General features: G+C 70.6%; 15 protein-coding genes, 1 tRNA gene, 1 rRNA gene and 1 pseudogene. 14 read left to right on the top strand and 4 right to left on the bottom strand.

Annotated features, from left to right (window positions below):
- Positions 1-106: 106 nt before the first annotated feature.
- A 5S ribosomal RNA gene (gene rrf / locus B9S58_RS24460) occupies positions 107-223 on the top strand.
- A gap of 193 nt (positions 224-416) precedes the next feature.
- Positions 417-489, top strand: a tRNA-Thr gene (locus tag B9S58_RS24455).
- Positions 490-554: 65 nt separating this feature from the next.
- Here B9S58_RS24455 and B9S58_RS24450 read toward each other — a convergent pair.
- On the bottom strand, positions 555-3,182 hold the full coding sequence (locus B9S58_RS24450; RefSeq protein ID WP_103534219.1) for a SpoIIE family protein phosphatase: 2,628 nt from the start codon (positions 3,180-3,182) through the stop codon (positions 555-557).
- A 399-nt stretch (positions 3,183-3,581) separates the two neighbouring features.
- On the opposite strand from B9S58_RS24450, the gene B9S58_RS24445 reads away from it, so the two are divergent.
- From B9S58_RS24445 to B9S58_RS39350, 11 genes are all read left to right on the top strand, one after another.
- Positions 3,582-9,038 (top strand): HAMP domain-containing protein, encoded by a 5,457-nt coding sequence (locus B9S58_RS24445; protein ID WP_103534218.1) that lies wholly within the window; start codon positions 3,582-3,584, stop codon positions 9,036-9,038.
- Between the two features lie 244 nt (positions 9,039-9,282).
- Positions 9,283-9,966: a two-component system response regulator gene (locus B9S58_RS24440; protein WP_103534217.1), complete on the top strand. Its 684-nt coding sequence runs from the start codon at positions 9,283-9,285 to the stop codon at positions 9,964-9,966.
- Between the two features lie 117 nt (positions 9,967-10,083).
- Positions 10,084-12,924, top strand: coding sequence for a DNA translocase FtsK (locus B9S58_RS24435; protein WP_181009440.1), 2,841 nt, complete (start codon positions 10,084-10,086; stop codon positions 12,922-12,924).
- 303 nt (positions 12,925-13,227) lie between these two features.
- On the top strand, positions 13,228-14,028 hold the full coding sequence (locus B9S58_RS24430; RefSeq protein ID WP_103534215.1) for a helix-turn-helix domain-containing protein: 801 nt from the start codon (positions 13,228-13,230) through the stop codon (positions 14,026-14,028).
- Positions 14,029-14,201: 173 nt separating this feature from the next.
- On the top strand, positions 14,202-15,704 hold the full coding sequence (rimO, locus tag B9S58_RS24425) for a 30S ribosomal protein S12 methylthiotransferase RimO (RefSeq protein ID WP_103534214.1): 1,503 nt from the start codon (positions 14,202-14,204) through the stop codon (positions 15,702-15,704).
- Positions 15,701-16,522 (top strand): CDP-diacylglycerol--glycerol-3-phosphate 3-phosphatidyltransferase, encoded by an 822-nt coding sequence (gene pgsA, locus B9S58_RS24420; RefSeq protein WP_103534213.1) that lies wholly within the window; start codon positions 15,701-15,703, stop codon positions 16,520-16,522. Before rimO ends, pgsA begins: the two co-directional genes overlap by 4 nt.
- On the top strand, positions 16,519-17,028 hold the full coding sequence (locus B9S58_RS24415) for a CinA family protein (RefSeq protein ID WP_103534212.1): 510 nt from the start codon (positions 16,519-16,521) through the stop codon (positions 17,026-17,028). The genes pgsA and B9S58_RS24415 overlap by 4 nt, the downstream gene beginning before the upstream one ends.
- Before the next feature lie 109 nt (positions 17,029-17,137).
- A complete protein-coding gene (locus B9S58_RS24410) occupies positions 17,138-17,521 on the top strand; it encodes a helix-turn-helix domain-containing protein (RefSeq protein WP_003965837.1) in 384 nt (127 codons plus the stop codon).
- A gap of 199 nt (positions 17,522-17,720) precedes the next feature.
- Positions 17,721-18,191 carry a Dps family protein gene (locus B9S58_RS24405; RefSeq protein ID WP_103534211.1) on the top strand — a complete coding sequence of 157 codons (471 nt, stop codon included), beginning with the start codon at positions 17,721-17,723 and terminating at the stop codon, positions 18,189-18,191.
- A 115-nt stretch (positions 18,192-18,306) separates the two neighbouring features.
- On the top strand, positions 18,307-18,483 hold the full coding sequence (locus B9S58_RS24400; RefSeq protein WP_103534210.1) for a CsbD family protein: 177 nt from the start codon (positions 18,307-18,309) through the stop codon (positions 18,481-18,483).
- 162 nt (positions 18,484-18,645) lie between these two features.
- Entirely contained in the window at positions 18,646-18,897 is a 252-nt protein-coding gene (locus B9S58_RS39350; protein WP_103534209.1) for a hypothetical protein, read from the top strand.
- On the opposite strand, the pseudogene B9S58_RS24390 reads toward B9S58_RS39350, so the two are convergent.
- The 3 genes and pseudogenes from B9S58_RS24390 to B9S58_RS24380 form a co-directional block, all read right to left on the bottom strand.
- Positions 18,845-19,609, bottom strand: a pseudogene (locus tag B9S58_RS24390) (SDR family NAD(P)-dependent oxidoreductase). The gene B9S58_RS39350 and the pseudogene B9S58_RS24390 overlap by 53 nt on opposite strands.
- Before the next feature lie 36 nt (positions 19,610-19,645).
- Positions 19,646-20,500: an Fpg/Nei family DNA glycosylase gene (locus tag B9S58_RS24385; RefSeq protein WP_103534208.1), complete on the bottom strand. Its 855-nt coding sequence runs from the start codon at positions 20,498-20,500 to the stop codon at positions 19,646-19,648.
- A 78-nt stretch (positions 20,501-20,578) separates the two neighbouring features.
- A complete protein-coding gene (locus B9S58_RS24380; RefSeq protein ID WP_103534207.1) occupies positions 20,579-25,264 on the bottom strand; it encodes a DEAD/DEAH box helicase in 4,686 nt (1,561 codons plus the stop codon).
- Positions 25,265-25,366: 102 nt separating this feature from the next.
- On the opposite strand from B9S58_RS24380, the gene B9S58_RS24375 reads away from it, so the two are divergent.
- Positions 25,367-26,215, top strand: coding sequence for an AraC family transcriptional regulator (locus B9S58_RS24375; RefSeq protein ID WP_103534206.1), 849 nt, complete (start codon positions 25,367-25,369; stop codon positions 26,213-26,215).
- Positions 26,216-26,374 lie beyond the last annotated feature (159 nt).

The raw sequence follows: 26,374 nt of genomic DNA, 5'->3' as shown, positions 1-26,374 counted from the left end.
GGTACTAATAGGCCGAGGGCTTGTCCTCAGTTGCTCGCGTCCACTGTGTTAGTTCTGAAATAACGAACGGCCGTGTTTCATCCGGTGTTGGTTAATTTCATAGTGTTTCGGTGGTCATTGCGTTAGGGAAACGCCCGGTTACATTCCGAACCCGGAAGCTAAGCCTTTCAGCGCCGATGGTACTGCAGGGGGGACCCTGTGGGAGAGTAGGACGCCGCCGAACAATTTTTCCGGGAAAGCCCCGCACCTATGGTGCGGGGCTTTCCCGCGTTCCGGGCACGACCGACAACGACTCGCCCCCCGGTGTTGGCAAGGCCTGCCGGACGGGCTGAAGAGCCGCTGGACCGGGGCCGGCCGCGATTATGAGCATCTCCGGATCCCGTGTATGGTTTACCTCGTTGCCACAGCGCAGCAAGGCCCCAATAGCTCAGTCGGTAGAGCGTCTCCATGGTAAGGAGAAGGTCTGCGGTTCGATTCCGCATTGGGGCTCAGAAGACAGACGAAAGGCCCCCGCCACATGGCGGGGGCCTTTCGCGTTGGAGTTCGTGTTGGAGTCAGACGAGAGGCGGCTCAGGGACGCGCATGGCCAGGATCGCCATGTCGTCCGAGGCCGGCTCGGCCGCGAAGCGTTCCACGGCCCGCAGAATGCGTGAGGCGACCGCTCCGGCCGTCAGGCCCGTACAGGTCGACAGAACGTCTGCCAGGCCGTCGTCGCCCAGCATGCGGGTTCCCTCGCGGCGTTCGGTGACGCCGTCCGTGACGCACAGCAGGACGTCACCCGGGTTGAGGACGACCTCCTGCTCGTACAGATCGAGGTCCTCGATGACACCGAGCAGGGGCTGCGGTTCCGCGGCGGACTCGACGGAGCCGTCCTGGCGCAGACGCAGCGGCAGCGGATGGCCCGCGCAGACGACCTTCAGCAGGGCGCTGCCGTCCTCCTGGGGCCACAGCTCGCCGTACAGAAGGGTCAGGAAGCGGCTGCGGGCTCCCTCGTCGAGGATCGCCGCGTTGAGGCGCTCCAGGACGGCGGGGCCGCCGAAGCCCTCACGGGCGAGCAGGCGCAGCGCGTGGCGGGCGAGGCCCGTGACGGCGGCCGCCTCGGGGCCCGTACCGCACACGTCGCCGATGGCGAAGCCGTACGCGCCGTCGCTGATCGGGAAGACGTCGTAGAAGTCGCCGCCGACCTCGTTGCCCTCGCCCGCGGCGCGGTAGATGACCTCGATCTCGACGTTCGGCACGTCGGGGAGGCCCGGGGGCAGCAGGCTGCGCTGGAGGGACTGGCTGATCGCCATGCGCTCCGAGTACAGACGGGCGTTGTCCAGGGCCAGGGCGGCCCTGCGGGAGAGGTCCTCGGCCAGTTCCAGGATCTCCTGGCGGAAGTGGTCGTCCGAGGGCTTGCCGAGCGTCAGCATGCCGATCACTCGGTTGCGGGCGACCAGTGGCAGGACCACCGTCTCGCCGCCGACAGCCTGGGCCGTGGCGAGCGTGGTGCGGGTGGCCGTGCTCATGCTCAGCGGCGCGTCGCGCTGCAGGCTGCGGGTCGAGGTGCTCAGCGCGGCGCGGTGACCGGCCTCCGAGGGGGCGGCCCAGATACGGGCGCCCGGGGCCGGTACCGGATCCGGCGGGGCGATCTTGGAGAGCAGGGCCTTGAGCCCGTCGATGAGGTCCTCGTCCTCGTGGAGCACGTACGAGAGGTACGGATCGGAGGACTGGTCCGCGATCGTGTAGACGGCGCACCAGGTGGCCAGTGTAGGGACGGTCATCTGGGCCATGAGCGCCAGGGTCTGGTCCCGGTCGAGCGTGCCGGCCAGCAGGTCGGAGGCCTCGACGAGGAAGGACAGGGAGCCGCGGCGCAGCCGTTCCAGCTCGCCGAGCCGGGCGGACTCCACGGCCAGCGCGATGCGGTCGGCGGCGAACTGGAGGCGGAGGGCCTCCTCGTTGGAGTAGCGGCCCGCGCCTTCCGCGGCGACACCGAGGGAGCCGGTGAGGCGGCCCTCGACCTTCAGCGGAACCGTGACGACCGAGCGCATCCCGGTGTCGGTGAGGAGCGGGACGGCGCCGGGGACGGCGGTGAGGTCCTCGTGGACCGCCGGCATCCGGGCGGAGCCGTAGCGACCTGTCCCGGCCTCGACGGGGACCCGGGCGAAGCGCTGGCGGGCCGAGGGGAGGCCCGTCGTGGCCCGGACCTCCAGTTCCGTCTCGTCGTCCGTGGCGAGCAGGAGGAACGCCGCGTCGGCGTCGAGCATGTCGCGTGCCCGTTCGACGGTGCGCTGGAGGAGACCGTCCAGGTCGTCCGGGGCCGGGGAACCGATGAAGACCTCGAACGGGTCCGCGGTGCGGTTGTCGGCAGAGGAGTCGGAGACCGGTGTGCGGACGGGGGACTGGAGCACGGCGCGCTCGTCGTCACGGACGAGGAGACAGACCGTGGAGGGTTCGCCGTCGGTGTCACGGACCCGCAGGTGCGAGGAGTAGACGGCGATGGTGCGGCCGTCGGCGCCGCGGATTCCGTAACTGCCCTCCCAGCGGGAGAGCTGGAGGGCGTCGGCGATGCCGGTGTTGGTCCCCGGAGTGTGCGGCCAGGCCACGAAGTCGGTGAACTGCTTGCCGGTGACCTGTTCCGCGGTGTGTCCGAAGACGTACGTCGCGTCGTCGTTCCACGCGCTGATCGCGCCGGTGCTGTCGATCTGGACGACGGCGACCCGGACCCGCTGGTCGGTGACGGGGAGGAGCGAGGTGGGCAGGACCGGGCCCGCGGAGCGGATGCCCACCGGTCGGTCGGGCAGGTCCAGCCGGAACCAGACGTGCTTGCGGGTAGGGGAGTACTCGACGCCCCAGCGGGAGGCCAGGGCGGCGCAGAGCAGCAGACCGCGGCCGTTCTCGCGGTCGGGGCTGCCGAAGTCGAGGCCGTTGCTCTGGAGCGGGACCTCGCGTTCCGGATAGTGGTCGGAGACCTCGACACGGACACCGTCCGCGGTGCGCAGGCACAGCACATCGGCCGCCGTCCCCGCGTGTACGACGGCGTTGGTCACGAGCTCACTGGTGAGGACGACGGCGTCGTCGACGACATCGTTGTAGCCCCACCCCTGGAGCGTGTCCCGGACGAAAGCGCGGGCGGTCGCGACGGAGCGCCCTACCGGTTCGAAGGTGGCGGCCGCGCGCGCGGTGATCACAGCACTCCCCATATGGTGTCTCGTCGCTTCCCCGAGTCCTGTGCCCGTTTATCGCCACTTCGATTCGCTTGCCAGGCTAGACGTTCGTCAAGGGTGTCGGGTACACGAGGGCCGAGTTCGGGACAGACCGGTCCGGCAGTGGTGCGCGGGCGCACAAGTATGGACTCCCGGTGCAAGGGATGGGGGCAACCGGCACAGGTTGCCCGCCGACCGGTTCCGGCCTGGTACGTTGCAACGATTTGACGTCCGCCCGGTCGCCCGTTGACGGTGTGCAGTGGCGGTGAGCCAGAGTGGAACTGGGCAAGCTTCCGGATAGGCCCGAGTGAAACGGTCAACCCCTGCGGGAGGGACACGGTGGAGTCTGGCGTGGCGGCGCAGGGTTCGAAGGCGCGTACAAAAGGCGGACAGTCCGTGAAAAAGCAGCGCAATGGCACCGTCGAAGTGGACGCGGCAGCTCTGAACAGAGTGCTCGCGGGGCTCGTGGCGATGCGCGACGGCAATTTCCGCCGGCGGCTCACCGTCTCCGGCGACGGCGTGATGGAGGAGATCGCGGCGGTCTTCAACGAGGTCGCCGACCGGAACCTTCATCTCACCGGTGAGCTGGCGCGCGTACGGCGCGTGGTCGGGCGTGAGGGCAAGCTCACGGAGCGGCTGGAGACGGGGGCCTGTGAGGGCTCCTGGGCCGCCGCGATCGACGCCTCCAACGAGCTCGTCGACGATCTCGCGCGACCGGTCTCCGAAGTGGGCCGGGTCCTGTCGGCGGTCGCCGACGGTGATCTGGAGCAGCGTATGGAGCTGCGGTCGCACACGACGGACGAGACGGTCCGGCCGCTGCGCGGCGAGTTCCTGAAGGTCGCCCGTACGGTCAACAACCTGGTCGACCAGCTGTCGGTCTTCACCGAGCAGGTGACCAGGGTCGCCGTCGAGGTGGGCACAGAGGGCAAGCTCGGCGGGCAGGCGCAGGTGCGCGGGATGTCCGGGTCCTGGAAGGACCTCACGGACTCCGTGAACACCATGGCGTACCGGCTCACCGCCCAGGTGCGGGACATCGCGCTGGTGACGACGGCGGTCGCCAAGGGCGATCTGTCGCGGAAGGTCACCGTCCATGTGGCCGGTGAGATGCTCCAGCTGAAGAACACCGTCAACACGATGGTCGACCAGCTGTCCTCGTTCTCCTCCGAGGTGACGCGCGTCGCCCGTGAGGTGGGCACCGAGGGTGAGCTGGGCGGTCAGGCGACCGTGCCGGGCGTGGCCGGTGTGTGGAAGGACCTCACCGACTCCGTCAACACGATGGCGGGCAACCTCACCTCCCAGGTGCGCGGGATCGCGGAGGTCACGACGGCGGTCGCCAGCGGTGACCTGACCCAGAAGGTCACGGTGAGCGCGCGCGGCGAGGTCGCGCAGCTCGCCGAGACGATCAACCAGATGACCGAGACGCTGCGCACCTTCGCGGACGAAGTGACGCGGGTGGCGAGCGAGGTCGGTGGCGAAGGGCTGCTCGGCGGTCAGGCGCAGGTGCCGGGTGCGGCCGGGACGTGGAAGGACCTCACCGACTCGGTGAACACGGTCTTCCGGAACCTGACGACGCAGGTGCGCGACATCGCGCAGGTCACCACGGCGGTGGCCAGCGGTGACATGTCGCAGAAGGTCACGGTCGACGTGGCCGGGGAGATGCTGGAGTTGAAGAACACCGTCAACACGATGGTGGACCAGCTCCAGTCCTTCGGCTCCGAGGTAACGCGCGTGGCCCGGGAGGTCGGCGTCGAGGGCCGGCTCGGCGGCCAGGCCGAGGTGCCGGGTGCGGCCGGGACGTGGAAGGACCTCACCGACTCGGTGAACACCGCGTTCCGCAACCTGACCGGTCAGGTCCGGGACATCGCGCAGGTCACCACGGCGGTCGCGAACGGTGATCTGTCGCAGAAGGTCACCGTGGATGTGGCCGGGGAGATGCTGGAGCTGAAGAACACCGTCAACACGATGGTGGCGCAGCTGTCCAGCTTCGCCGACCAGGTGACGCGGATGGCCCGCGACGTGGGCACCGAGGGCCGCCTCGGCGGTCAGGCGCGGGTGGACGGCGTCTCGGGTACGTGGAAGGAGCTCACGGACTCCGTCAACTTCATGGCCGGTAACCTCACCTCCCAGGTGAGGCAGATCGCCCAGGTGACGACGGCGGTGGCGCGGGGCGACCTGTCGCAGAAGATCGACGTGGACGCCCGGGGTGAGATCCTGGAGCTCAAGAACACCATCAACACGATGGTCGACCAGCTCTCCGCCTTCGCCGACCAGGTCACCCGGGTCGCCCGTGAGGTGGGCACGGACGGGCGGCTCGGCGGTCAGGCACAGGTGCCCGGTGTGGCCGGAGTGTGGCGCGATCTCACCGATTCGGTGAACGGCATGGCCGGAAACCTCACCGCTCAGGTCCGTAACATCGCGCAGGTCGCCACGGCGGTGGCGCGCGGTGACCTGTCGCAGAAGATCGACGTGGACGCCCGTGGCGAGATCCTGGAGCTGAAGAACACCCTCAACACCATGGTGGACCAGCTGTCCAACTTCGCGGAACAGGTGACGCGGGTCGCCCGTGAGGTGGGCACGGAGGGCATCCTCGGCGGTCAGGCCGAGGTGCAGGGTGTGTCCGGTACGTGGAAGGACCTCACCCAGTCCGTCAATGGCATGGCGAACAACCTGACCCTCCAGGTCCGCAACATCGCCGAGGTCACCACCGCGGTCGCCAAGGGTGATCTCTCCAAGAAGATCACCGTCGACGCCAAGGGCGAGATCCTCGAACTGGTCACGACCGTCAACACGATGGTCGACCAGCTGCTGAACTTCGCCGACGAGGTGTCCAGGGTGGCCCGTGAGGTGGGCACCGAGGGGATCCTCGGTGGTCAGGCGCGGGTGCGCGGGGCGACCGGCATCTGGAAGGACCTCAGCGAGAACGTCAACCTGATGGCCAACAACCTGACCAGCCAGGTACGTAACATCTCCCGGGTCTCCTCCGCGGTCGCCAACGGTGATCTGACGAAGAAGGTCACCGTGGAGGCGCGCGGTGAGGTCGCGGAGCTGGCCGACACCGTCAACACGATGGTGACGACGCTGTCCTCGTTCGCCGACGAGGTCACGCGGGTGGCCCGCGAGGTGGGCACGGAGGGCGAGCTGGGTGGTCAGGCCCGGGTGCCGGGAGTCGCCGGTACGTGGAAGGACCTCACCGAGTCCGTGAACTCGATGGCCTCCAACCTGACCGGTCAGGTGCGGCAGATCGCCACGGTCACGACAGCCATCGCCAAGGGCGACCTGACCAAGAAGATCGACATCGATGCTCGCGGTGAGATCCAGGAGCTGAAGAACACCATCAACACGATGGTCGACCAGCTGTCCTCGTTCGCGGAGCAGGTGACCCGGGTCGCCCGCGAGGTGGGCACCGAGGGGCAGCTGGGCGGTCAGGCGCGAGTGCGGGACGTGGACGGCACCTGGCGCGACCTCACCGAGTCGGTGAACGAGATGGCCGGGAACCTGACCCGTCAGGTGCGTGCCATCGCGGCCGTCGCCACAGCGGTGACCCGCGGCGATCTCAACCTGAAGATCGATGTGGACGCGGCCGGCGAGATCCAGGTCCTCCAGGACAACATCAACACGATGATCGCGAACCTGCGCGACACCACGCTCGCCAACAAGGAGCAGGACTGGCTGAAGGGCAACCTGGCCCGGATCTCCGGTCTGATGCAGGGCCGCCGCGATCTGGACGACGTGGCCTCGCTGATCATGAGCGAGCTGACTCCGGTGGTCTCGGCTCAGCACGGTGCGTTCTTCCTGGCCATGACCGCGGGCGACTCGGACGAGGTGGGTCCGGACGACGGCGCGGCCAGCGCGTACGAGCTGCGGATGCGGGGGAGCTACGGCTACTCCGCGGGGTCGATGCCGACCTCCTTCCGGCCCGGTGAGACGCTCATCGGGACGGCGGCCGAGGAGAAGCGGACGATCCAGGTGGACAACGTGCCGCCGGGTTATCTGAAGATCTCCTCCGGGTTGGGAGAGGCCCCTCCGGCGCATGTGATCGTGCTGCCGGTGCTCTTCGAGGGCAAGGTTCTCGGCGTGATCGAACTGGCTTCCTTCCAGCCGTTCACGCATATCCAGCGGGACTTCCTCAACCAGCTCGCCGAGATGATCGCGACGAGCGTCAACACGATCAGCGTCAACACCAAGACCGAGAAGCTCCTGGAGCAGTCGCAGGAGCTGACCGAGCAGCTGCGTGACCGCTCGCAGGAGTTGGAGAACCGGCAGAAGGCCCTCCAGGCGTCCAACGCCGAACTGGAGGAGAAGGCCGAGCTGCTGGCCCAGCAGAACCGCGACATCGAGGTGAAGAACACCGAGATCGAGGAGGCGCGGCAGGTGCTGGAGGAGCGCGCCGAGCAGCTCGCGGTCTCGATGCGCTACAAGTCCGAGTTCCTGGCGAACATGTCGCACGAGCTGCGCACGCCGCTCAACTCGCTGCTGATCCTGGCCAAGTTGCTGGCGGACAACGCCGAGGGCAATCTCTCGCCGAAGCAGGTGGAGTTCGCCGAGACGATTCACGGGGCCGGTTCCGACCTGCTCCAGCTGATCAACGACATCCTCGACCTGTCGAAGGTCGAGGCGGGCAAGATGGACGTCAGCCCGACCCGGATCGCGCTGGTCCAGCTGGTCGACTACGTGGAGGCGACCTTCCGGCCGCTCACCGCGGAGAAGGGGCTCGACTTCTCCGTACGGGTGTCGCCGGAGCTGACCGCGACGCTGCACACCGACGAGCAGCGTCTGCTCCAGGTGCTGCGCAACCTGCTCTCCAACGCGGTGAAGTTCACCGACAGCGGTGCGGTGGAGCTGGTGATCCGGCCAGCCGGCGCCGATGTGCCCAACGGAATCCGTGAGCACCTGCTGGAGGCGGGTTCGCTGCGGGACGCGGACGCCGGTCTGATCGCCTTCTCGGTCACCGACACCGGGATCGGGATCGCGTCCAGCAAGATGCTGGTGATCTTCGAGGCGTTCAAGCAGGCGGACGGCACGACGAGCCGGAAGTACGGCGGCACCGGCCTCGGTCTCTCCATCAGCCGGGAGATCGCACGGCTGCTCGGCGGCGAGATCCACGCGGCGAGTGAGCCGGGCCGCGGTTCGACCTTCACCCTGTACCTGCCGTTGCACCGGGCCGAACTGCCGCCCCAGGGCTACCCCCCGGTGGGTTCCGGTTCCGCCGAGGTGCTGGGCGGCGCGGGCGAGATGGGGCAGGTGCAGTCCCCGGGCCGGTCGGCCCCGTTCGGCGACCCGGCCAACTCCGCCGGGACGTTCCGGCGGCGGCGCAAGGCCCTGGGGGACGCGGCCCGCAGGGCCGCGCTGCCGGCCGGCCGCACCACGTCCGAAAGCGCCCAGCAGCAGGAGGAGTGGGTGCGGGGGAGCCAGGACGGGAGTCAGCTCCAGGGCCAGACGGCGGCGGAGGAGCCGGAGCCCCGGCGGACATTCCGCTTCCGCGGTGAGAAGGTGCTCATCGTCGACGACGACATCCGCAACGTCTTCGCGCTCACCAGCGTGCTGGAGCAGCACGGACTGGCGGTGCTGTACGCGGAGAACGGCCGCGAGGGCATCGAAGTGCTGGAGCAGCACGACGATGTGACGGTCGTGCTGATGGACATCATGATGCCCGAGATGGATGGTTACGCGACGACGACCGCGATCCGCCGGATGCCGCAGTTCGCCGGGCTGCCGATCGTCGCGCTCACCGCGAAGGCGATGAAGGGCGACCGGGAGAAGGCCATCGATTGTGGAGCTTCCGACTATGTGACGAAGCCGGTCGATCCTGATCACCTGCTCGCGGTGATGGAGCAGTGGATGCACGGAGAGTGATCGAGGATTGAGCGAATTGGCGTGAGTTGTTGACCGACTGTGCTCGAACAGGTGTGAACACGCTGTACTCGGGGAACCTTCTGGTCTCCCACCGCGTTTGCGGTATGTGCACAGTGACATCGCGGTGACAGGGTGTGGTGACGGGCGGGGTGCGGCTACCATGACCGGCACAAGGACGGACGGCGTAAGGGAGTCGTCCCCTGGGGCGGCACCCGGTGCATTTCCGGGGCGAGGAGGACGGGCCATGGTGCAGAAGGCCAAGATCCTCCTGGTCGATGACCGGCCGGAGAATCTGCTGGCGCTGGAGGCCATCCTCTCTGCGCTCGATCAGACACTGGTCCGGGCATCGTCAGGGGAGGAGGCGCTCAAGGCGCTGCTCACGGACGACTTCGCGGTCATTCTGCTGGACGTCCAGATGCCGGGCATGGACGGTTTCGAGACCGCCGCGCACATCAAGCGGCGGGAGCGGACCCGGGACATCCCGATCATCTTCCTCACCGCGATCAACCACGGCCCGCATCACACCTTCCGCGGCTACGCGGCCGGTGCGGTGGACTACATCTCCAAGCCGTTCGACCCGTGGGTGCTGCGTGCCAAGGTCTCGGTCTTCGTCGAGCTGTACATGAAGAACTGCAAGCTCCGCGAACAGGCAGCTCTGCTGCGGCTCCAGTTGGAGGGCGACGGCCACGCGAGCGGTGAGCACGAGAAGGAGCCGACCGGTCTGCTGGCCGAGCTCTCCGCGCGGCTCGCGGCGGTCGAGGAGCAGGCGGAAGCGCTCTCCAAGCAGCTCGACGACGAATCCGCGGACGCCGCCGCGGTGGCCACGGCCGCCCACCTGGAACGCAAGCTGACCGGCCTGCGCCGCGCGCTCGACGCGCTGGAGCCGGGCACCGGCGGGGGCGCGGGCGTGCTGCCCGCACAGAGCTGACGTCCTCCCTCCTCCGCCGTGAGGCGTCGTCAGTTCCCCGCCTCGCGAAGGCGACACGGTCGGGTGAACCAGTAGGCGAACGTGTTCACGGGCGTCTGCAGCGGTAACCTCGGCACCATGGCCTCACGTACGTCCGGCAAGGGTTCCCAGGGCACGGCGGGCACCGCGAAGCGCGTCGGCCGTACCTCGGGCCCGGCGAAGAAAGCCGCGCCTGCCAAGAAGACCGCGCCCAAGAAGTCGGCAGCTCCCGCGAAGAAGGCGCCCGCGAAGAAGGCGGCGGCCAAGAAGCCCGCGCCCAAACCCGCACCGTCACCCACCGGGGGCATCTACCGGCTGGTGCGGGCGGTCTGGCTCGGGACGGCGCACGGCATCGGCGCGCTGTTCCGCTCGATAGGGCGCGGGGCCAAGGGACTTGACCCCGCCCACCGCAAGGACGGGCTCGCGCTGCTGCTGCTCGGCCTGGCGCTGATCGTCGCCGCGGGCACCTGGTCCCATCTCCAGGGACCGGTCGGCGACCTGGTCGAGATGCTGGTGACCGGGGCCTTCGGCCGGCTCGACCTGCTCGCACCGATACTGCTGGGCGCGATGGCGGTGCGGCTGATCCTGTACCCGGAGCGGCCCGAGGCCAACGGACGCATCGTCATCGGACTGTCCGCCCTGGTCATCGGAGTCCTCGGGCAGGTCCACATCGCCTGCGGCTCGCCGGGCCGGGACGCGGGCACCGAGGCGATGCAGGACGCGGGCGGGCTGGTCGGCTGGGCCGCCTCCAAGCCATTGATCTTCATGATGGGTGAGGTGCTCGCCGTACCGCTGCTGGTGCTGCTGACCGTGTTCGGGCTCCTCGTCGTCACCGCCACCCCGGTCAACGCCATTCCGCAGCGGCTGCGTCAGCTCGGTGTCCGCCTCGGCATCGTGGAACCGGTGCCCGAGGCCGGCGATGGGTACGAGGACGACGACGAGCGCTACGACGAACAATGGCGCGAGGCGCTGCCCGAGCGGTCCCGCCGGCGAGGCGCGAGGCGCGCGGACGTGGACGCGGACCCGGTCCACGACCACGACCAGGCTGAGGCGGAAGCGCTCACCAAGCGCAGGAGGCCCCGCAGGCCTTCCGCGCAGCCCGCGATGAACCGGCCACCGGACGCGGTGGACATCGCGGCCGCCGCGGCCGCCGCGCTCGACGGGGCCGTGCTGAACGGCATGCCGCCCTCGCCGATCGTCGCCGACCTGACCCAGGGCCTCTCGGTGGACCGGGAGCGCACCGGGACACCCGTCCCCGGGGCCCGGGAGGCCGAGCGGGACGGAGCGGGCAGGTCCGGGGCGGGGCACCGGTCGGACCGGTCCGATGGCGCCGATGACGCGACCGGCGGTGACCGTTCCGGTGCTACCTCCGGCCGGTCCGGTGCCGTTCCCGACCTGACCAAACCCGCACCGGAGCGTTCCGAGGGCCTGCCCGCCCGCGCCGAGCAGCTCCAGCTGTCCGGCGACATCACGTACTCGCTGCCCTCGCTCGACCTGCTGGAGCGCGGCGGGCCGGGCAAGACCCGTAGCGCAGCCAACGACGTCGTCGTCGCCTCGCTGACCAACGTCTTCTCCGAGTTCAAGGTCGACGCCGCGGTCACCGGTTTCACCCGGGGCCCGACGGTCACCCGCTACGAGATCGAGCTCGGCCCCGCCGTGAAGGTCGAGAAGATCACGGCCCTGGCCAAGAACATCGCGTACGCCGTGGCGAGCCCGGACGTGCGGATCATCTCGCCGATCCCGGGCAAGTCCGCCGTCGGCATCGAGATCCCCAACTCCGACCGCGAGATGGTCAACCTCGGCGATGTACTGCGCCTCGCGGACGCCGCCGAGGACGACCACCCGATGCTCGTGGCGCTCGGCAAGAACGTCGAGGGCGGCTACGAGATGGCCAACCTCGCCAAGATGCCGCACGTCCTGGTCGCCGGCGCCACCGGCTCGGGCAAGTCCTCCTGCATCAACTGCCTGATCACCTCGATCATGGTGCGGGCCACCCCCGACGACGTGCGGATGGTCCTCGTCGACCCCAAGCGTGTCGAGCTCACCGCGTACGAGGGCATCCCCCACCTCATCACCCCGATCATCACCAACCCCAAGAAGGCCGCCGAGGCGCTCCAGTGGGTCGTGCGGGAGATGGACCTGCGCTACGACGACCTCGCCAACTTCGGCTACCGGCACATCGACGACTTCAACCACGCGGTCCGCAACGGCAAGTGCAAGGCGCCCGAGGGCAGCGAGCGGGAGCTGTCCCCGTACCCGTACCTGCTGGTGATCGTCGACGAGCTGGCCGACCTGATGATGGTGGCCCCGCGCGACGTCGAGGACTCGATCGTCCGCATCACCCAGCTGGCCCGCGCCGCCGGCATCCACCTGGTGCTCGCCACCCAGCGGCCCTCGGTTGACGTGGTGACCGGCCTGATCAAGGCGAACGTACCCTCCCGGCTCGCCTTCGCCACCTCCTCCCTCGCCGACAGCCGGGTCATCCTCGACCAGCCCGGCGCCGAGAAGCTCATCGGCAAGGGCGACGGGCTCTTCCTCCCGATGGGGGCCAACAAACCCACCCGTATGCAGGGCGCCTTCGTCACCGAGGGCGAGGTCGCCGCCGTCGTCCAGCACTGCAAGGACCAGATGGCCCCGGTCTTCCGGGACGACGTCGTGGTGGGAACGAAGCAGAAGAAGGAGATCGACGAGGACATCGGCGACGACCTGGACCTGCTCTGCCAGGCCGCCGAGCTGGTCGTCTCCACCCAGTTCGGATCGACCTCGATGCTCCAGCGTAAGCTCCGGGTCGGCTTCGCGAAGGCGGGCCGGCTGATGGACCTGATGGAGTCCCGCAGCATCGTCGGACCCAGCGAGGGCTCCAAGGCGCGCGACGTTCTCGTGAAACCCGACGAGCTCGACGGGGTGTTGGCCGTCATCCGCGGGGAATGCGCTCCGTAAAGGTTTTGTGGGCAACCGTTTCGTACGGTCGTACGTCCAGTTGAAGGGAGGGACGGAACCATGCCCCTTCCCGCAGCTCGCTCCGTCGTCACCTCACCCGTACTCCCACCCCGTTCGGCCCACCACAGGTTGCCCAGTCCTCGATCGGGGCTGTGCTCCGTCCCCGCTCCGCCCCGGAGCCAGCGGCGGGGCCGTCCGGCGGACCCGATGGCGTACAAAGTCGTCCCTCCCGGTTGCCCCTCCCTTTCGTACCCCCCCTAGACTGAACATCCAGCAGGTGGCTCACGCTCGAAAGGCGCCCCCGTGTCCATCGGCAACTCCCCCGAAGACGACCGGCCTTCGATCGGTCGTGCCCTTCAGCAGGCTCGAATCGCCGCAGGTCTGACGGTCGAGGAAGTCAGCAGCTCCACCCGGGTGCGCATCCCCATCGTGCACGCGATCGAGCAGGACGACTTCTCCCGCTGCGGCGGCGACGTCTACGCCCGCGGCCACATCCGCACGCTCGCCCGTGCCGTCGGTCTCGATCCGGAACCGCTGGTCGAGGAGTACGACGCCGATCACGGCGGCCGTCCCGCACCGACCCCCGCGGCACCGCTCTTCGAAGCGGAACGCATCCGCTCCGAACCCCGGCGGCCCAACTGGACCGCCGCCATGGTCGCGGCCATCGTCGCCGTCATCGGGTTCGTCGGCTTCACGCTCTTCAGCGGCGAGGACGAACCCTCGAACACCGCGCAGATCGCGGAGGGCTCCAAGCCCGACAAGACCGCGGCCAAGCCCACCGCCACCAAGCCCTCCGATCCCAAGCCCGTGCCCTCCGAGAGCGCCATCGCCGCCGCCCCCCGGGACAAGGTGACGGTCAAGCTCAGCGCGGACCGGGACAAGAGCTGGATCTCGGCCAAGGACCACAACGGCCGACTGCTCTTCGACGGGCTGCTGCTCCAGGGCGAGTCCAAGACCTTCCAGGACAAGGAGCGCATCGACCTCGTTCTCGGCAACGCCGGGGCGATCGACCTCTTCGTCAACGGCAAGCAGATCGAGGACCGCTTCGGGCCCGGCCAGGTCGAGCGGCTCTCCTACACCAAGGGCGACCCCGAGGCCGGCTGATCCGCCGCCCTCCGTTTCCGTACACGTCCCGACGGGCGTCCGGCCTCGTGCCGGGCGCCCGTCGGCGTTCCCCGGCCGGACGCTGTTACTCCCCGTAGCGGGAAAGGTGCCCCGGGTGGCGTCGGCAACCCTGCACGGCAGGGGGGCCGCCGGGACAAAGTAGTCTTGAGTCCATGCCCGAACGCCGTACCGTCGCCCTTGTCACTCTTGGCTGCGCCCGTAACGAGGTGGACTCGGAGGAGCTTGCAGGCCGCTTGGCAGCGGACGGCTGGGACCTCGTCGAGGATGCCTCCGACGCGGATGTCGCAGTCGTCAACACCTGTGGGTTCGTCGAAGCCGCCAAGAAGGACTCCGTCGACGCCCTGCTCGAAGCCAATGATCTGAAGGATCACAGCCGTACCCAGGCCGTCGTCGCCGTCGGCTGCATGGCCGAGCGCTACGGCAAGGACCTCGCCGAGGCCCTGCCGGAGGCGGACGGTGTCCTTGGATTCGACGACTACGCCGATATCTCCGACCGGCTCCAGACCATCCTCAACGGCGGCGTCCACGCCTCGCACACCCCGCGCGACCGCCGCAAGCTGCTGCCGATCAGCCCCGCCGAGCGGCAGGACGCCGCCGTGGCGCTGCCCGGCCACGCTCAGGAGGCACCCGCCCCCGCTCAGGAGGCACCCGCCCCCGCCCCCGAGGACCTCCCCGAAGGGGTCGCGCCGGTCTCCGGACCGCGGGCGCCGCTGCGCCGCCGGCTCGGCACCAGCCCCGTCGCCTCGGTGAAGCTCGCCTCCGGCTGCGACCGCCGCTGCTCCTTCTGCGCCATCCCCTCCTTCCGTGGGTCGTTCATCTCGCGGCGCCCCTCGGACGTGCTCCAGGAGACCCGCTGGCTGGCCGAGCAGGGCGTCAAGGAGGTCATGCTCGTCTCCGAGAACAACACCTCCTACGGCAAGGACCTCGGCGACATCCGCCTCCTGGAGACCCTGCTGCCCGAGCTGGCCGACGTGGACGGCATCGAGCGGATCCGGGTCAGCTACCTCCAGCCCGCCGAGATGCGCCCCGGCCTCATCGACGTCCTCACCTCGACGCCGAAGGTCGCCCCGTACTTCGACCTCTCCTTCCAGCACTCCGCCCCGGGTGTGCTGCGCGCGATGCGCCGCTTCGGCGACACCGACCGCTTTCTGGAACTCCTGGACACCATCCGGAGCAAGGCGCCCCAGGCCGGTGCCCGCTCCAACTTCATCGTCGGCTTCCCCGGCGAGACCGAGGCGGACCTCGCCGAGCTGGAACGCTTCCTCACCGGCGCCCGCCTCGACGCGATCGGGGTCTTCGGCTACTCCGACGAGGACGGCACCGAGGCGGTCGGCTACGAGAACAAGCTCGACGCCGACACCATCGCGGAGCGCCTCGCCCACATCTCCCAGCTGGCCGAGGAGCTGACCTCGCAGCGGGCCGAGGAGCGCGTCGGCGAGACCCTCCAGGTGCTGGTGGAATCCGTGGAGTCGGAGGACGACGGCGAGGTCGCGACCGGGCGTGCGGCGCACCAGGCTCCCGAAACGGATGGCCAGGTGGTCTTCACCACACGCGAGGGGCTCGTGCCGGGCCGTATGGTCGAGGCAAAGGCAGTGGGCACCGAGGGCGTCGACCTGGTGGCCGAACACCACGAGCTTGCGGAGGCAGCCAGATGACCGGAGTCCCGGCATCCGCGGCAGGCGGCTCCGGCGCGAAGCCGGTCCGCGGCGGCAAGCTGGGCACTGCGGCCGTCAACCAGGCCAGTCTCTGGAACATCGCCAACATCCTGACCATGGTGCGGTTGCTGCTCGTGCCCGGCTTCGTGCTGCTGCTGTTCCACGACGGCGGAAACGACCCGGTCTGGCGCGCCTTCGCCTGGGCGGCCTTCGCCATCGCGATGATCACCGACCTGTTCGACGGCCATCTGGCACGGGCGTACAACCTGGTCACGGACTTCGGGAAGATCGCCGACCCGATCGCCGACAAGGCGATCATGGGTGCGGCGCTGGTCTCCCTCTCGGTCCTGGGCGACCTGCCGTGGTGGATCACCGGAGTGATCCTCGCCCGTGAGCTGGGCATCACGCTGATGCGGTTCTGGGTGATCCGGCATGCGGTGATCCCGGCGAGCAGGGGCGGCAAGCTGAAGACGCTCGCGCAGGGGACGGCGGCCGGGATGTACGTCCTGGTGCTCACCGGGCCCCTGGCGACCCTGCGCTTCTGGATGATGATGGTCGCCGTCGTGCTGACGGTCGTCACCGGACTCGACTACGTACGCCAGGCCGTCGTCCTGCGCCGCAAGGGCCTCGCCGCCGAGCGCGCCGCCGCCGCCGAGCGGGCCACGGAGGCCGTGGAGGCCACGGAGGCGCTTCGGGCCTCCGGCGGCCCTGCGGCTATTGTTCAGGCTCCTGCCGGTCCGGCCGCCGACGCCGCGGCCGGTTCGACGGACGCACGACGTACCGCCGAGGCGCGCGACGCCGCGGAGGCCGAGCGGTGACTGCCGCTGCCCGGGTGCTCCGGCTCCTCGGAGCGCGGGGCGAGTCGCTCGCCGTCGCCGAATCGCTGACGGGCGGCCTGGTCGCCGCCGATCTGACCTCCGTACCCGGTGCTTCCCGGTCCTTCCGGGGATCGGTGACGGCCTACGCCACCTTCCTGAAGCGGGACGTCCTGGGTGTCGACGGGAACCTTCTGGCGGAGCGTGGAGCTGTGGACCCCGAGGTCGCGCTGCAGATGGCGGCCGGTGTGCGCCGGGTTCTCGACGCGGACTGGGGCGTCTCCACCACGGGGGTCGCGGGGCCGGAACCACAGGACGGGCAGCCGGTCGGCACCGTCTACGTGGCCGTGGCCGGGCCCTCCGGCATCGAGAAAGTGACGGCTCTGCGGTTGAATGGTGAGAGGGCGGATATCCGTAGTGAGAGTGTGCGAAGCGTCCTCGAACTGCTTGCGAGCGAACTCGGTGAGAATGCGCGGGCACAGGATACGGAACAGAACGGGGGGAATTGATGTTTGCAGCCCTGAGTGAACACGACATCGCTCCCCGCACGGCCGCAGCGCAAGGCGGTACGGTAGGGCGTGAAGGATGCGGCTACGCGGTCCGAGGAGGGAGCCACCGATGATTCTGCTCCGTCGCCTGTTGGGTGACGTGCTGCGTCGGCAGCGCCAGCGCCAAGGCCGTACTCTGCGCGAAGTCTCCTCGTCCGCCCGGGTCTCGCTCGGTTATCTCTCCGAGGTGGAGCGGGGGCAGAAGGAGGCATCCTCCGAGCTGCTCTCCGCGATTTGCGACGCGCTTGACGTACGGATGTCCGAGCTCATGCGTGAAGTGAGCGACGAGCTCTCGCTCGCTGAGCTGGCCGAGTCGGCAGCTGCCAGTGATCCGGTCCCAGTACCGGTTCGTCCGATGCTCAACTCCGTCTCCGTCTCGTCGGTCGCAGGTGTGCCGTCGGGGCGGGTGACCATCAAGGCGCCCGCGGAAGCGGTGGACGTCGTCGCCGCCTGATCCACGCGGCACAGTTGCTCGACCGGAGTCCCGGTCGGCCCTCACGGGGCCGGCCGGGACTTCTGCGTTGCGTGTGTGAGCCGTGGGTCAGCGGGCACACGTATGGCAAGGCCCGCATGACCGTTTTGCTTCATATGTGCCATCGTGGGTGATGCACCGAGACGGTCAGTGAATCGGCTGACGGATGGGAGTAGCGCACATGTCTGTGGTCAAGAGCACGTTGTCCGAGGGCGATCTCAAGGTCGTGGGAACGGCGCTGCAAGGCGCGCTGGTCGACCTCGTCGACCTCTCCCTGGTGGCCAAGCAGGTCCATTGGAATGTGGTCGGTCCGCGCTTCCGCTCCGTGCACCTTCAGCTCGACGACGTCGTCGTCACGGCCCGGCAGCACTCCGACACGGTCGCCGAGCGTGCCTCGGCGGTCGGGGTCAACCCGGACGGGCGTTCCGGCACGGTGGCCAAGGAGACCGCCATCGCGTCCGTGCCCGAGGGCTGGATCAAGGACACCGACGCCGTGAGGATCCTGGTGGACGCGCTGGGCGTGGTCATCGGCCGGATGCGGGAGCGCATCGAGGCGACCGACGCGCCGGACCCGATCACCCAGGACCTGCTGATCGGGCTGACGGCAGAGCTCGAGAAGCACGCCTGGATGTTCCAGGCGGAAAGTGCCTGACCGGCGCCCTGCGCCCTCGCCCGGCGCCCGACGGACGTCAGGGCGAGCCAAGTGGCCCGAGTGATCAGAGTGATCCGAGTGGAAAGAGAGCGGCATCGTGAGTGGTGACAGTGCTATGGACAAGCTCAAGGGCAAGGGCAAGGAAGCGGTCGGCAAGCTGACCGGCGACCACCGCAAGGAGGCCGAGGGCAAGACCGATCAGGCCAAGGGCCGGGCCAAGGACGCGGTGGACGAGGCTGGCGACCGTGCGAAGGGCGTCAAGGACTCTCTCGGCAGCGACGACGACAGGTAGTCCTGCGGCCCTCGGCGTCCGCCCCGGGAGGTGAGAGTGCCCCCGCTGATTATTCGGCGGGGGCACTCCTGTATGGGCGGCCCCTCGGCCGGGCGTTCTGGATGCACCGTCGTCGCCGCCGGGGGAAACTGCCGGAAAGGACGTCGGCCGCAGGAGGCAGCGATGAAGCGGCGTTGGGTGCCGACGCTGGTCCTCGGCGGGCTGTGGTGGTGGGCGGTGCTCCGGCTGGCGCTGCACCCGGATCAGGCGGGGTTGGTGGAGGGCGCGGTGGCGGCGGGTGGCTGGGGGCTGAGCCTGTTGCCTGTGCATGTCGCGTCGGTCGTGCCGGCGAGCCCGGTGGGCTCGTTCACCGGGCGGCGGCCTACCAGGGCATGGCGACGCCGCCGTTCGGCCGGAGGATCTGACCGGTCATGAAGGCCGAGGCGTCCGAGGCCAGGTGCAGCACGGTGTGGGCGACGTCCTCGGGCTCGCCGACCCGGCCCAGCGGGGTAATCCGGGCCATCGTCGCCTCCGCCCGGTGCCGGTCGGCGGCATCGTGCCGGTCGGTCATCGGCGTACGGATCCAGCCGGGCGCGACGGCGTTCACCCGTATGGCGTGCGGCCCAGCTCCGTGGCGAGCGTCTTGGTGAGCTGCACCACGGCGGCCTTCGCGACGCTGTAGCAGAGCAGGCCCGCGCTCGCGGAGTCCACGGCGCCGGACGCCATCGTGATCAGCGAGCCCGGTGCGGAGCGGGCTGTCATGGAACGGGCCACCTCCTGGCAGGCGTACAGCACCCCCTGTGAAATTGACCGCCAGCACCCGTTCCAGGTCCTCGTCCGCCGTCTCCAGCACGCTGCTGGAGTGCATGACCCCGGCCGAGGCGACCAGGATGTCGAGATGCCCGGCCGCGCCGACGGCAGCACGGACCTGGCCGCGGTCGGTGACGTCGAGGCGGTGGATCCGGGCGCTGCCGCCCGCGTCGGCGATCAGGTCGTACGTCCGGCGCAGACCCGTCTCGTCGCGGTCCACGCAGTGCGCCGTGGCTCCGGCCTCCGCGAGCAGCAGGGCGCTCGCCCGTCCGATACCGCTCGCCGCACCGGTGATGAACGCGGCGCGGCCCGTGAGGTCGTACGCGGAGAGAGGCATGACGGGACCGTACGACCATATCTGACGGGTCGTCAACTAAGAGGTGTCGCCGGACACCCCCTGGGGGGTGGGGCCTGATTGGCAGCCGGGGCACCAGTAGGCGGGTCGGTCGTCCTGGTCGGCGAGACGGATCGGGGCGCCGCAACGCAGACAGGGACGGCGGGCGCGTCCGTAGACGTACAGCCGCTCCTGTACACGAACGGTTGCCCGGACGGGAGGGCCCGGCGGGGTGCGGAGTTCGGAGGTGATGGTCGTGGTGCGGGTGGGGCGGTCGCGGTTGGCGTGCAGCAGGCGCTCGGCCAGGGTGACGAGCCGGGGGAGTACGCCGTCGGGGAGTGCGCCCACGGGGAGCCAGGGGGTGACGCGGGCCAGGAAGCACAGCTCGCACATGTAGACATTGCCGATGCCGGCCAGGTTGCGCTGGTCCAGGAGGGCCTCGCCGAGAGGGCGCTCCGGAGCGGCGAGCAGTCGGCCCAGGGCGAGGCCGGGGTTCCAGTCGGGGCCCAGGAGGTCCGGCCCCAGATGGCCGACGGCCCGGCTCTCCTCGCTGGTGCGCAGCAGTTCCAGCACGGGGAGCCGGTAGCCGACCGCGGTGTGCTCTGCGTTGGCGAGGACCGCGCGGATCTGGTGCCCCGGACCGCCACGCCAGCGCTCGCCCGGGGCGTACACCCGCCAGGACCCGTCCATCCGGAGGTGGCTGTGCAGGGTCAGGCCGCCCTCGATCCGGGTCAGCAGGTGCTTGCCGCGCGCAGTGACGTCCAGGACGGTCCGGCCGGTGAGGTCGGCGGTGGCGAATCGGGGGACGCGCAGGTCCGACCGGGTCAGCATCTGCCCCGCCAGTGCCTCGTGCAGCCGGGTGGCGGTCTGCAGGACGGTGTCTCCTTCGGGCATGCCTCCATGATGGGTGCGCCGGGGCGGTGGTGCGCCGACCCGCCCCAGGAACCGGGTCGTGGGAGTCGGGTCCTCCGGTCAGGCGCGCAGGCGCAGGCCTCTCGGAGTGGCGAGGAACCCGGCCGCCTCCAGCGTCCGGCCCAGCGGAGAGGTGAGGGAGGAGACGCCGTTCGTCCGCTCCACCGTCACCGTGCCCAGGGCGCCGGCGCGGGCCGAGGCGGCCAGGGCCTCGGCCGCCGCTCGCAAGGCCGGAGCCTCGGGGTCGGACGGCCAGGCCAGGAGGGTCTTGCCGCCACGCTCCATGTAGAGCGTCAGCTCGCCGTCGACGAGGACCACCAGCGCCCCCGCCTTGCGGCCCGGCTTGTGTCCGGCGCCGTCCGGGGACTCGGGCCACGGCAGGGCCGCGCCGTACGCGTTGGCCGGGTCGGCGGCCGCGAGCACCAGCGCATGGGGAACGGTGTCCGGATCCCGGCGGTCACGCGCCGTGGACGCCGCCCGCAGCCGGTCCACCGCGCCGTCCATCGCGAACTGGGCGGCCCCGAGCCCCTCGACCACATAGCCGCGCCGCGCCTGCCCGTTGTCCTCGAAGGCGGCCAGGACGCGGTACGTCGCGGAGAAGCCGCCCTCCACCCCCTCGGCCTGCACCGCGCCCCTGGTCACCACGCCGTGCCGGTCGAGGAGGGTGCGGGCCAGGGCGTGGGCGCGGTGGGTCCGTTCCGGTTCGACCGGGGGCAGCAGGGACCAGCGGCCCGAGACGGTCGGCGGGCCGGTGCGCGACGCGGGACGGGCAGCGGCGGTGAGCGAGCCGTAACGCCCGCGCGGGACGCTCCGCCGGGAGCGGTGGGCCGTCGAGCCCGCCGTCCGTCCCGAGCCCAGGAGCGAACGCAGCGGGGCCAGGGTGTCGTTGGTGAGCCGCCCGGACCAGGCCAGGTCCCACAGGGCGTCGGCCAGCTGCTGGTCCGTGCAGTCCGGGTGGGTCGTGGCCCGGACCTGGTCGGCGATCTGGCGGAAGAACAGGCCGTATCCGCCGGAGAGCGTGGTGAGCGCGGACTCGTGGAGCGCCGACAGCTCCAGCGGGTGCGGCGGAGGCAGGAGCAGCGGCGCACTGTCGGCGAGGTAGAGGGAGACCCAGCCGTCCTTGCCGGGCAGCGCCCCCGCACCGGCCCAGACGGCCTCCCCCGTGGTCGTCAGCTCGTCGAGCATCGCCGGGGAATAGCCCACGACCCGGCTCGGCAGGATCAGCTTCTCCAGCGCCGACGCGGGAACGGGCGCGCCCTGGAGCTGCTCGACGGCGCGGGCCAGCCCGTCGATGCCCCGCAGGCTGTTGGAGCCGAAGTGCTGCCACTGAGGGAGGAAGGAGGCGAGGGCCGCGGGCGGCACCGGCTCCAGCTCCTGGCGGAGCGCCGCCAGCGAACGGCGGCGGAGCCGGCGCAGCACCGTGGCGTCGCACCATTCCTGGCCGATGCCCGCCGGGTGGAACTCGCCCTGGACGGTCCTGCCGGAGGCCGACAGCCGTTGCAGCGCGCCGTCGGTGACGGCGGTACCGAGCCCGAAGCGCTCGGCGGCCCGGGTGGCGGTGAACGGGCCGTGCGTCCGCGCGAAGCGGGCGAGGAGGTCACCGAGCGGGTCCTTCACCGGCTCGGTGAACGCCTCGGGGACACCGACCGGAAGCGCGGTGCCCAGGGCGTCGCGCAGCCGGCCCGCGTCCTCGATCGCCGCCCAGTGATCGGCGCCGGCGATCCGGACCTGGATCGCCCGGCGGGCCGCCGCCAGCTCCGGCGCCCAGGACGGCTCGGCGCCCCGCTCGGCCAGCTCGGCGTCGGTGAGCGGACCGAGCACGCGCAGCAGGTCGGCGACCCCCTCGACGTCCTTGATCCGCCGGTCCTCGGTGAGCCGCTGCAGCTCCCGCTCCAGCTCGGTGAGGACCTCGGGGTCGAGCAGCTCACGCAGCTCCGCCTGGCCCAGCAGCTCGGCGAGGAGACGGGAGTCCAGGGAGAGGGCGGCGGCGCGCCGCTCGGCGAGCGGAGAGTCGCCCTCGTACAGGAACTGGGCCACGTAACCGAAGAGGAGCGAGCGGGCGAACGGCGAGGGCTCCTGGGTGGTCACCTCGACCAGCCGGACCCGGCGCGCCTCCAGGTCGCCCATCAGTTCCGTGAGCCCGGGGACGTCGAACACGTCCTGGAGGCATTCGCGGACAGCCTCCAGGACGATCGGGAACGAGCCGAACTCCGAGGCGACCTGGAGCAGCTGGGAGGCCCGCTGGCGCTGCTGCCAGAGCGGTGTGCGCTTGCCGGGGGAGCGCCGGGGCAGCAGCAGGGCGCGCGCGGCGCACTCCCGGAACCGGGCGGCGAACAGGGCCGATCCGCCCACCTGGTCGGTGACGATCTGCTGGACCTCGCCCTGGTCGAAGACGACGTCGGCGGCCGCCACCGGGGGTTGGTCGCTGTCGTACGCCACGTCTCCCGGCGCCGGTCCGTCGTTCCCGGCGTCCGGGGCCCCGGGGGCGTCGAAATCGAGGAGATCCAGGCCCATCATGTCCGCGTCGGGCAGCCGCAGCACGATGCCGTCGTCGGCGTGCATGACCTGGGCGTCCATGCCGTAACGTTCGCCGAGGCGGGCGGAGAGGGCGAGCGCCCACGGCGCGTGCACCTGGGCGCCGAAGGGGGAGTGCACGACCACCCGCCAGTCGCCCAGCTCGTCCCGGAACCGCTCGACCAGGATCGTCCGGTCGTCCGGCACGTGGCCGCAGGCCCGGCGCTGCTCGTCCAGGTAGGCCAGGATGTTGTCCGCCGCCCAGGCGTCGAGTCCGGCGGTGAGCAGGCGCAGCCGGGCATCCTCCTCGGACAGGCCGCCGATCTCACGGAGGAAGGCACCCAGAGCGCGGCCGAGCTCCAGCGGGCGGCCCAGCTGGTCGCCCTTCCAGAACGGCAGCCGCCCCGGAACGCCCGGGGCGGGCGAGACGAGGACCCGGTCCCGGGTGATGTCCTCGATCCGCCAGGACGTGGTGCCCAGGGTGAAGACATCGCCGACGCGGGACTCGTAGACCATCTCCTCGTCCAGCTCGCCGACCCGGCCGCCGCCCTTCTTCGGGTCGGCCCCGGCCAGGAAGACCCCGAAGAGCCCCCGGTCGGGAATGGTGCCACCCGAGGTGACGGCGAGCCGCTGCGCGCCGGGGCGGCCCGTGACCGTACCCCCGACGCGGTCCCACACCACCCGGGGGCGCAGCTCGGCGAAGGCGTCGGAGGGATAGCGTCCGGCGAGCATGTCGAGCACGGCGGTGAACGCCGATTCCGGCAGCGAGGCGAACGGGGCGGCCCGCCGGACCAGGGCCAGCAGGTCGTCGGCCTGCCAGCTGTCCAGGGCCACCATGGCGACCAGCTGCTGCGCCAGGACGTCCAGCGGATTGGACGGGATACGCAGCGCCTCGATGGCCCCTTCGCGCATCCGCTCGGTGACGACGGCGGCCTGCACCAGATCGCCGCGGTACTTCGGGAAGACCACCCCGGTGGAGACCGCGCCCACCTGGTGCCCGGCCCGGCCCACCCGCTGGAGGCCGGAGGCGACGGAGGGCGGGGATTCCACCTGGATCACCAGGTCGACCGCACCCATGTCGATGCCGAGCTCCAGGCTGGAGGTGGCGACGACGGCGGGGAGCCGGCCCGCCTTGAGGTCCTCCTCGACCTGGGCCCGCTGTTCCTTGGAGACCGAGCCGTGGTGGGCGCGGGCCAGCAGGGCGGGGGCGCCCCTGCCCGCGCCGGACTGGGCCATGATCTCGGCGGGTGCGTGGGCCTCCGGGAGGGCGGGGGCCGGGCTGTCGGGGTCGAACGTGGTGCCGGTCGCCCGCTCGTACGCGATCTCGTTCAGCCGGTTGCACAGCCGCTCCGCCAGCCGCCGGGAATTGGCGAAGACGATGGTGGAGCGGTGCGACTGCACGAGATCGGCGATGCGCTCCTCGACATGCGGCCAGATCGAGGGCTTGTCCGCCTGGCCGGAGTCGCCGTCGGTGGCGGGGGAGCCGCCCAGCTCCCCCAGATCCTCGACCGGGACGACGACCGAGAGGTCGAACTCCTTGGTGGACCGGGGCTGGACGATCTCCACCTTGCGCCGCGGTGACAGGAAGCGGGCCACTTCGTCGACCGGCCGGACCGTCGCGGACAGGCCGATGCGCCGGGCGGGGCGGGGCAGCAGCTCGTCGAGACGCTCCAGGGAGAGGGCGAGGTGGGCGCCGCGCTTCGTCCCGGCGACCGCGTGCACCTCGTCGAGGATCACCGTCTCGACGCCGGCCAGCGCCTCCCGGGCGGAGGACGTCAGCATGAGGAACAGCGACTCGGGCGTGGTGATCAGGATGTCCGGCGGTCTGGTCACCAGGGAGCGCCGCTCGGCGGGCGGAGTGTCCCCGGACCGGATACCGACCCGCACCTCCGGCTCCGGCAGACCCAGGCGTACCGACTCCTGGCGGATGCCGGTCAGGGGCGAGCGGAGATTGCGTTCGACATCGACCGCGAGGGCCTTGAGCGGGGACACATACAGCACGCGGCAGCGCTTCTTCGCCTCGGCCGGCGGCGGCTCGGCCGCCAGCCGGTCCAGCGAGGCGAGGAAAGCGGCCAGCGTCTTGCCGGAACCGGTCGGCGCGACGACCAGGACGTCACTGCCCTCGCCGATGGCCCGCCAGGCACCCTCCTGCGCGGCGGTGGGCGCGCTGAAGGCCCCGGCGAACCAACTGCGGGTCGCGGGCGAGAAGGCGTCGAGAGCGGAGCCGGTCATGTCCCCCATCGTGCACCCGGCCACTGACAACCGGTCGGAGACACCACTCGCGACGGCCCGCTCACACCGTGGCACACGGCTGGGACCTGCGAGAATGTCTCCATGGCGGGAGCGGACGGCACGGAGGAGTGGGCGCGGCACTGGCAGTACGCGGCGTTGCCCGACCTCGATCTGCTGCGCGCCCGGTACGTCCGCCACACCTTTCCCCGGCACAGTCACGAGGGCTACGTCTTCGGAGCGGTCACCGGTGGGGTGGAGGATGTGGGACTGCCGGGCGGCACCGTTCACGCGGTCCCCGGAACCGTCGTCATGATCAACCCGGAGGTGCCGCACACGGCCCGCTCCGGGGCGCCCGAGGGCTGGGCGTACGCCACGCTCTATCCGTCGGCCAAGGTCGTCAACGACATCGCGGCCGAGGTGACGTCCCTGCGCGGCACGGTCGGCTTCGCCGAGAGCAGGGTGACCGATCCCCACGCGTCCCGGCTGATCACCGAGGTGCACCGGGCGGCGGAGGAGGGCAACGCACTGGCGGCCGACAGCCTGCTGCGGGTCCTGGTCACCCGGCTCCTCAGCCGGCACGGCAGTCCGTTGCCAGGGCTGACCGCGCACGCCGGTGGTGCGAGGAACGCCGTACGCGCCCGCGCCGCGCTGGAGGAGCGCATGGCCGCCCCGCCCACGCTGGAGACGCTCGCCGCCGAGCTGGGCACCGGATCGTTCGCGCTGCTGAGAGCCTTCAAGAAGGAGTACGGGATGCCGCCCCACACGTGGCTCACCGACGCCCGGGTGCGCAGGGCCCGCCGCATGCTCGACGCCGGTGTCGCTCCCGCCGAGGCCGCGACCGCCGTCGGCTTCACGGACCAGCCGCACCTCAATCGCCACTTCACCCGGATCGTGGGGGTGCCGCCCGGCGCCTACCAACGTGAGCGCGGTGTGCCGCGACCCGGCCGGTGAGTGCGACAACGTACTCGTCGGCGAGTGCAAGAACGTATCGGGGAATGCGCAAGAACGTACAAGACCCGGCCCGAACGATCCCCGTAGCGTTCCGGGCGTGGCAGAACAGACAGCACCCCCAGGGAGCACCGGCGCACCCGGTGCCATATCCGTCGGCCC

Origin of the sequence: Streptomyces sp. SM11 (assembly GCF_002910905.1) — a bacterium.
Lineage (GTDB): Bacteria > Actinomycetota > Actinomycetes > Streptomycetales > Streptomycetaceae > Streptomyces.
This window is presented reverse-complemented; position numbering and strand designations above follow the sequence as displayed.

Coding starts and splice junctions, on each gene's coding strand:
- B9S58_RS24450 (WP_103534219.1), bottom strand. CDS start 3,182: ATGGGGAGTGCTGTGATCACCGCGCGCGCGGCCGCCACCTTCGAACCG.
- B9S58_RS24440 (WP_103534217.1), top strand. CDS start 9,283: ATGGTGCAGAAGGCCAAGATCCTCCTGGTCGATGACCGGCCGGAGAAT.
- B9S58_RS24435 (WP_181009440.1), top strand. CDS start 10,084: ATGGCCTCACGTACGTCCGGCAAGGGTTCCCAGGGCACGGCGGGCACC.
- rimO (WP_103534214.1), top strand. CDS start 14,202: ATGCCCGAACGCCGTACCGTCGCCCTTGTCACTCTTGGCTGCGCCCGT.
- pgsA (WP_103534213.1), top strand. CDS start 15,701: ATGACCGGAGTCCCGGCATCCGCGGCAGGCGGCTCCGGCGCGAAGCCG.
- B9S58_RS24410 (WP_003965837.1), top strand. CDS start 17,138: ATGATTCTGCTCCGTCGCCTGTTGGGTGACGTGCTGCGTCGGCAGCGC.
- B9S58_RS24405 (WP_103534211.1), top strand. CDS start 17,721: ATGTCTGTGGTCAAGAGCACGTTGTCCGAGGGCGATCTCAAGGTCGTG.
- B9S58_RS24400 (WP_103534210.1), top strand. CDS start 18,307: ATGGACAAGCTCAAGGGCAAGGGCAAGGAAGCGGTCGGCAAGCTGACC.
- B9S58_RS39350 (WP_103534209.1), top strand. CDS start 18,646: ATGAAGCGGCGTTGGGTGCCGACGCTGGTCCTCGGCGGGCTGTGGTGG.
- B9S58_RS24385 (WP_103534208.1), bottom strand. CDS start 20,500: ATGCCCGAAGGAGACACCGTCCTGCAGACCGCCACCCGGCTGCACGAG.
- B9S58_RS24380 (WP_103534207.1), bottom strand. CDS start 25,264: ATGACCGGCTCCGCTCTCGACGCCTTCTCGCCCGCGACCCGCAGTTGG.
- B9S58_RS24375 (WP_103534206.1), top strand. CDS start 25,367: ATGGCGGGAGCGGACGGCACGGAGGAGTGGGCGCGGCACTGGCAGTAC.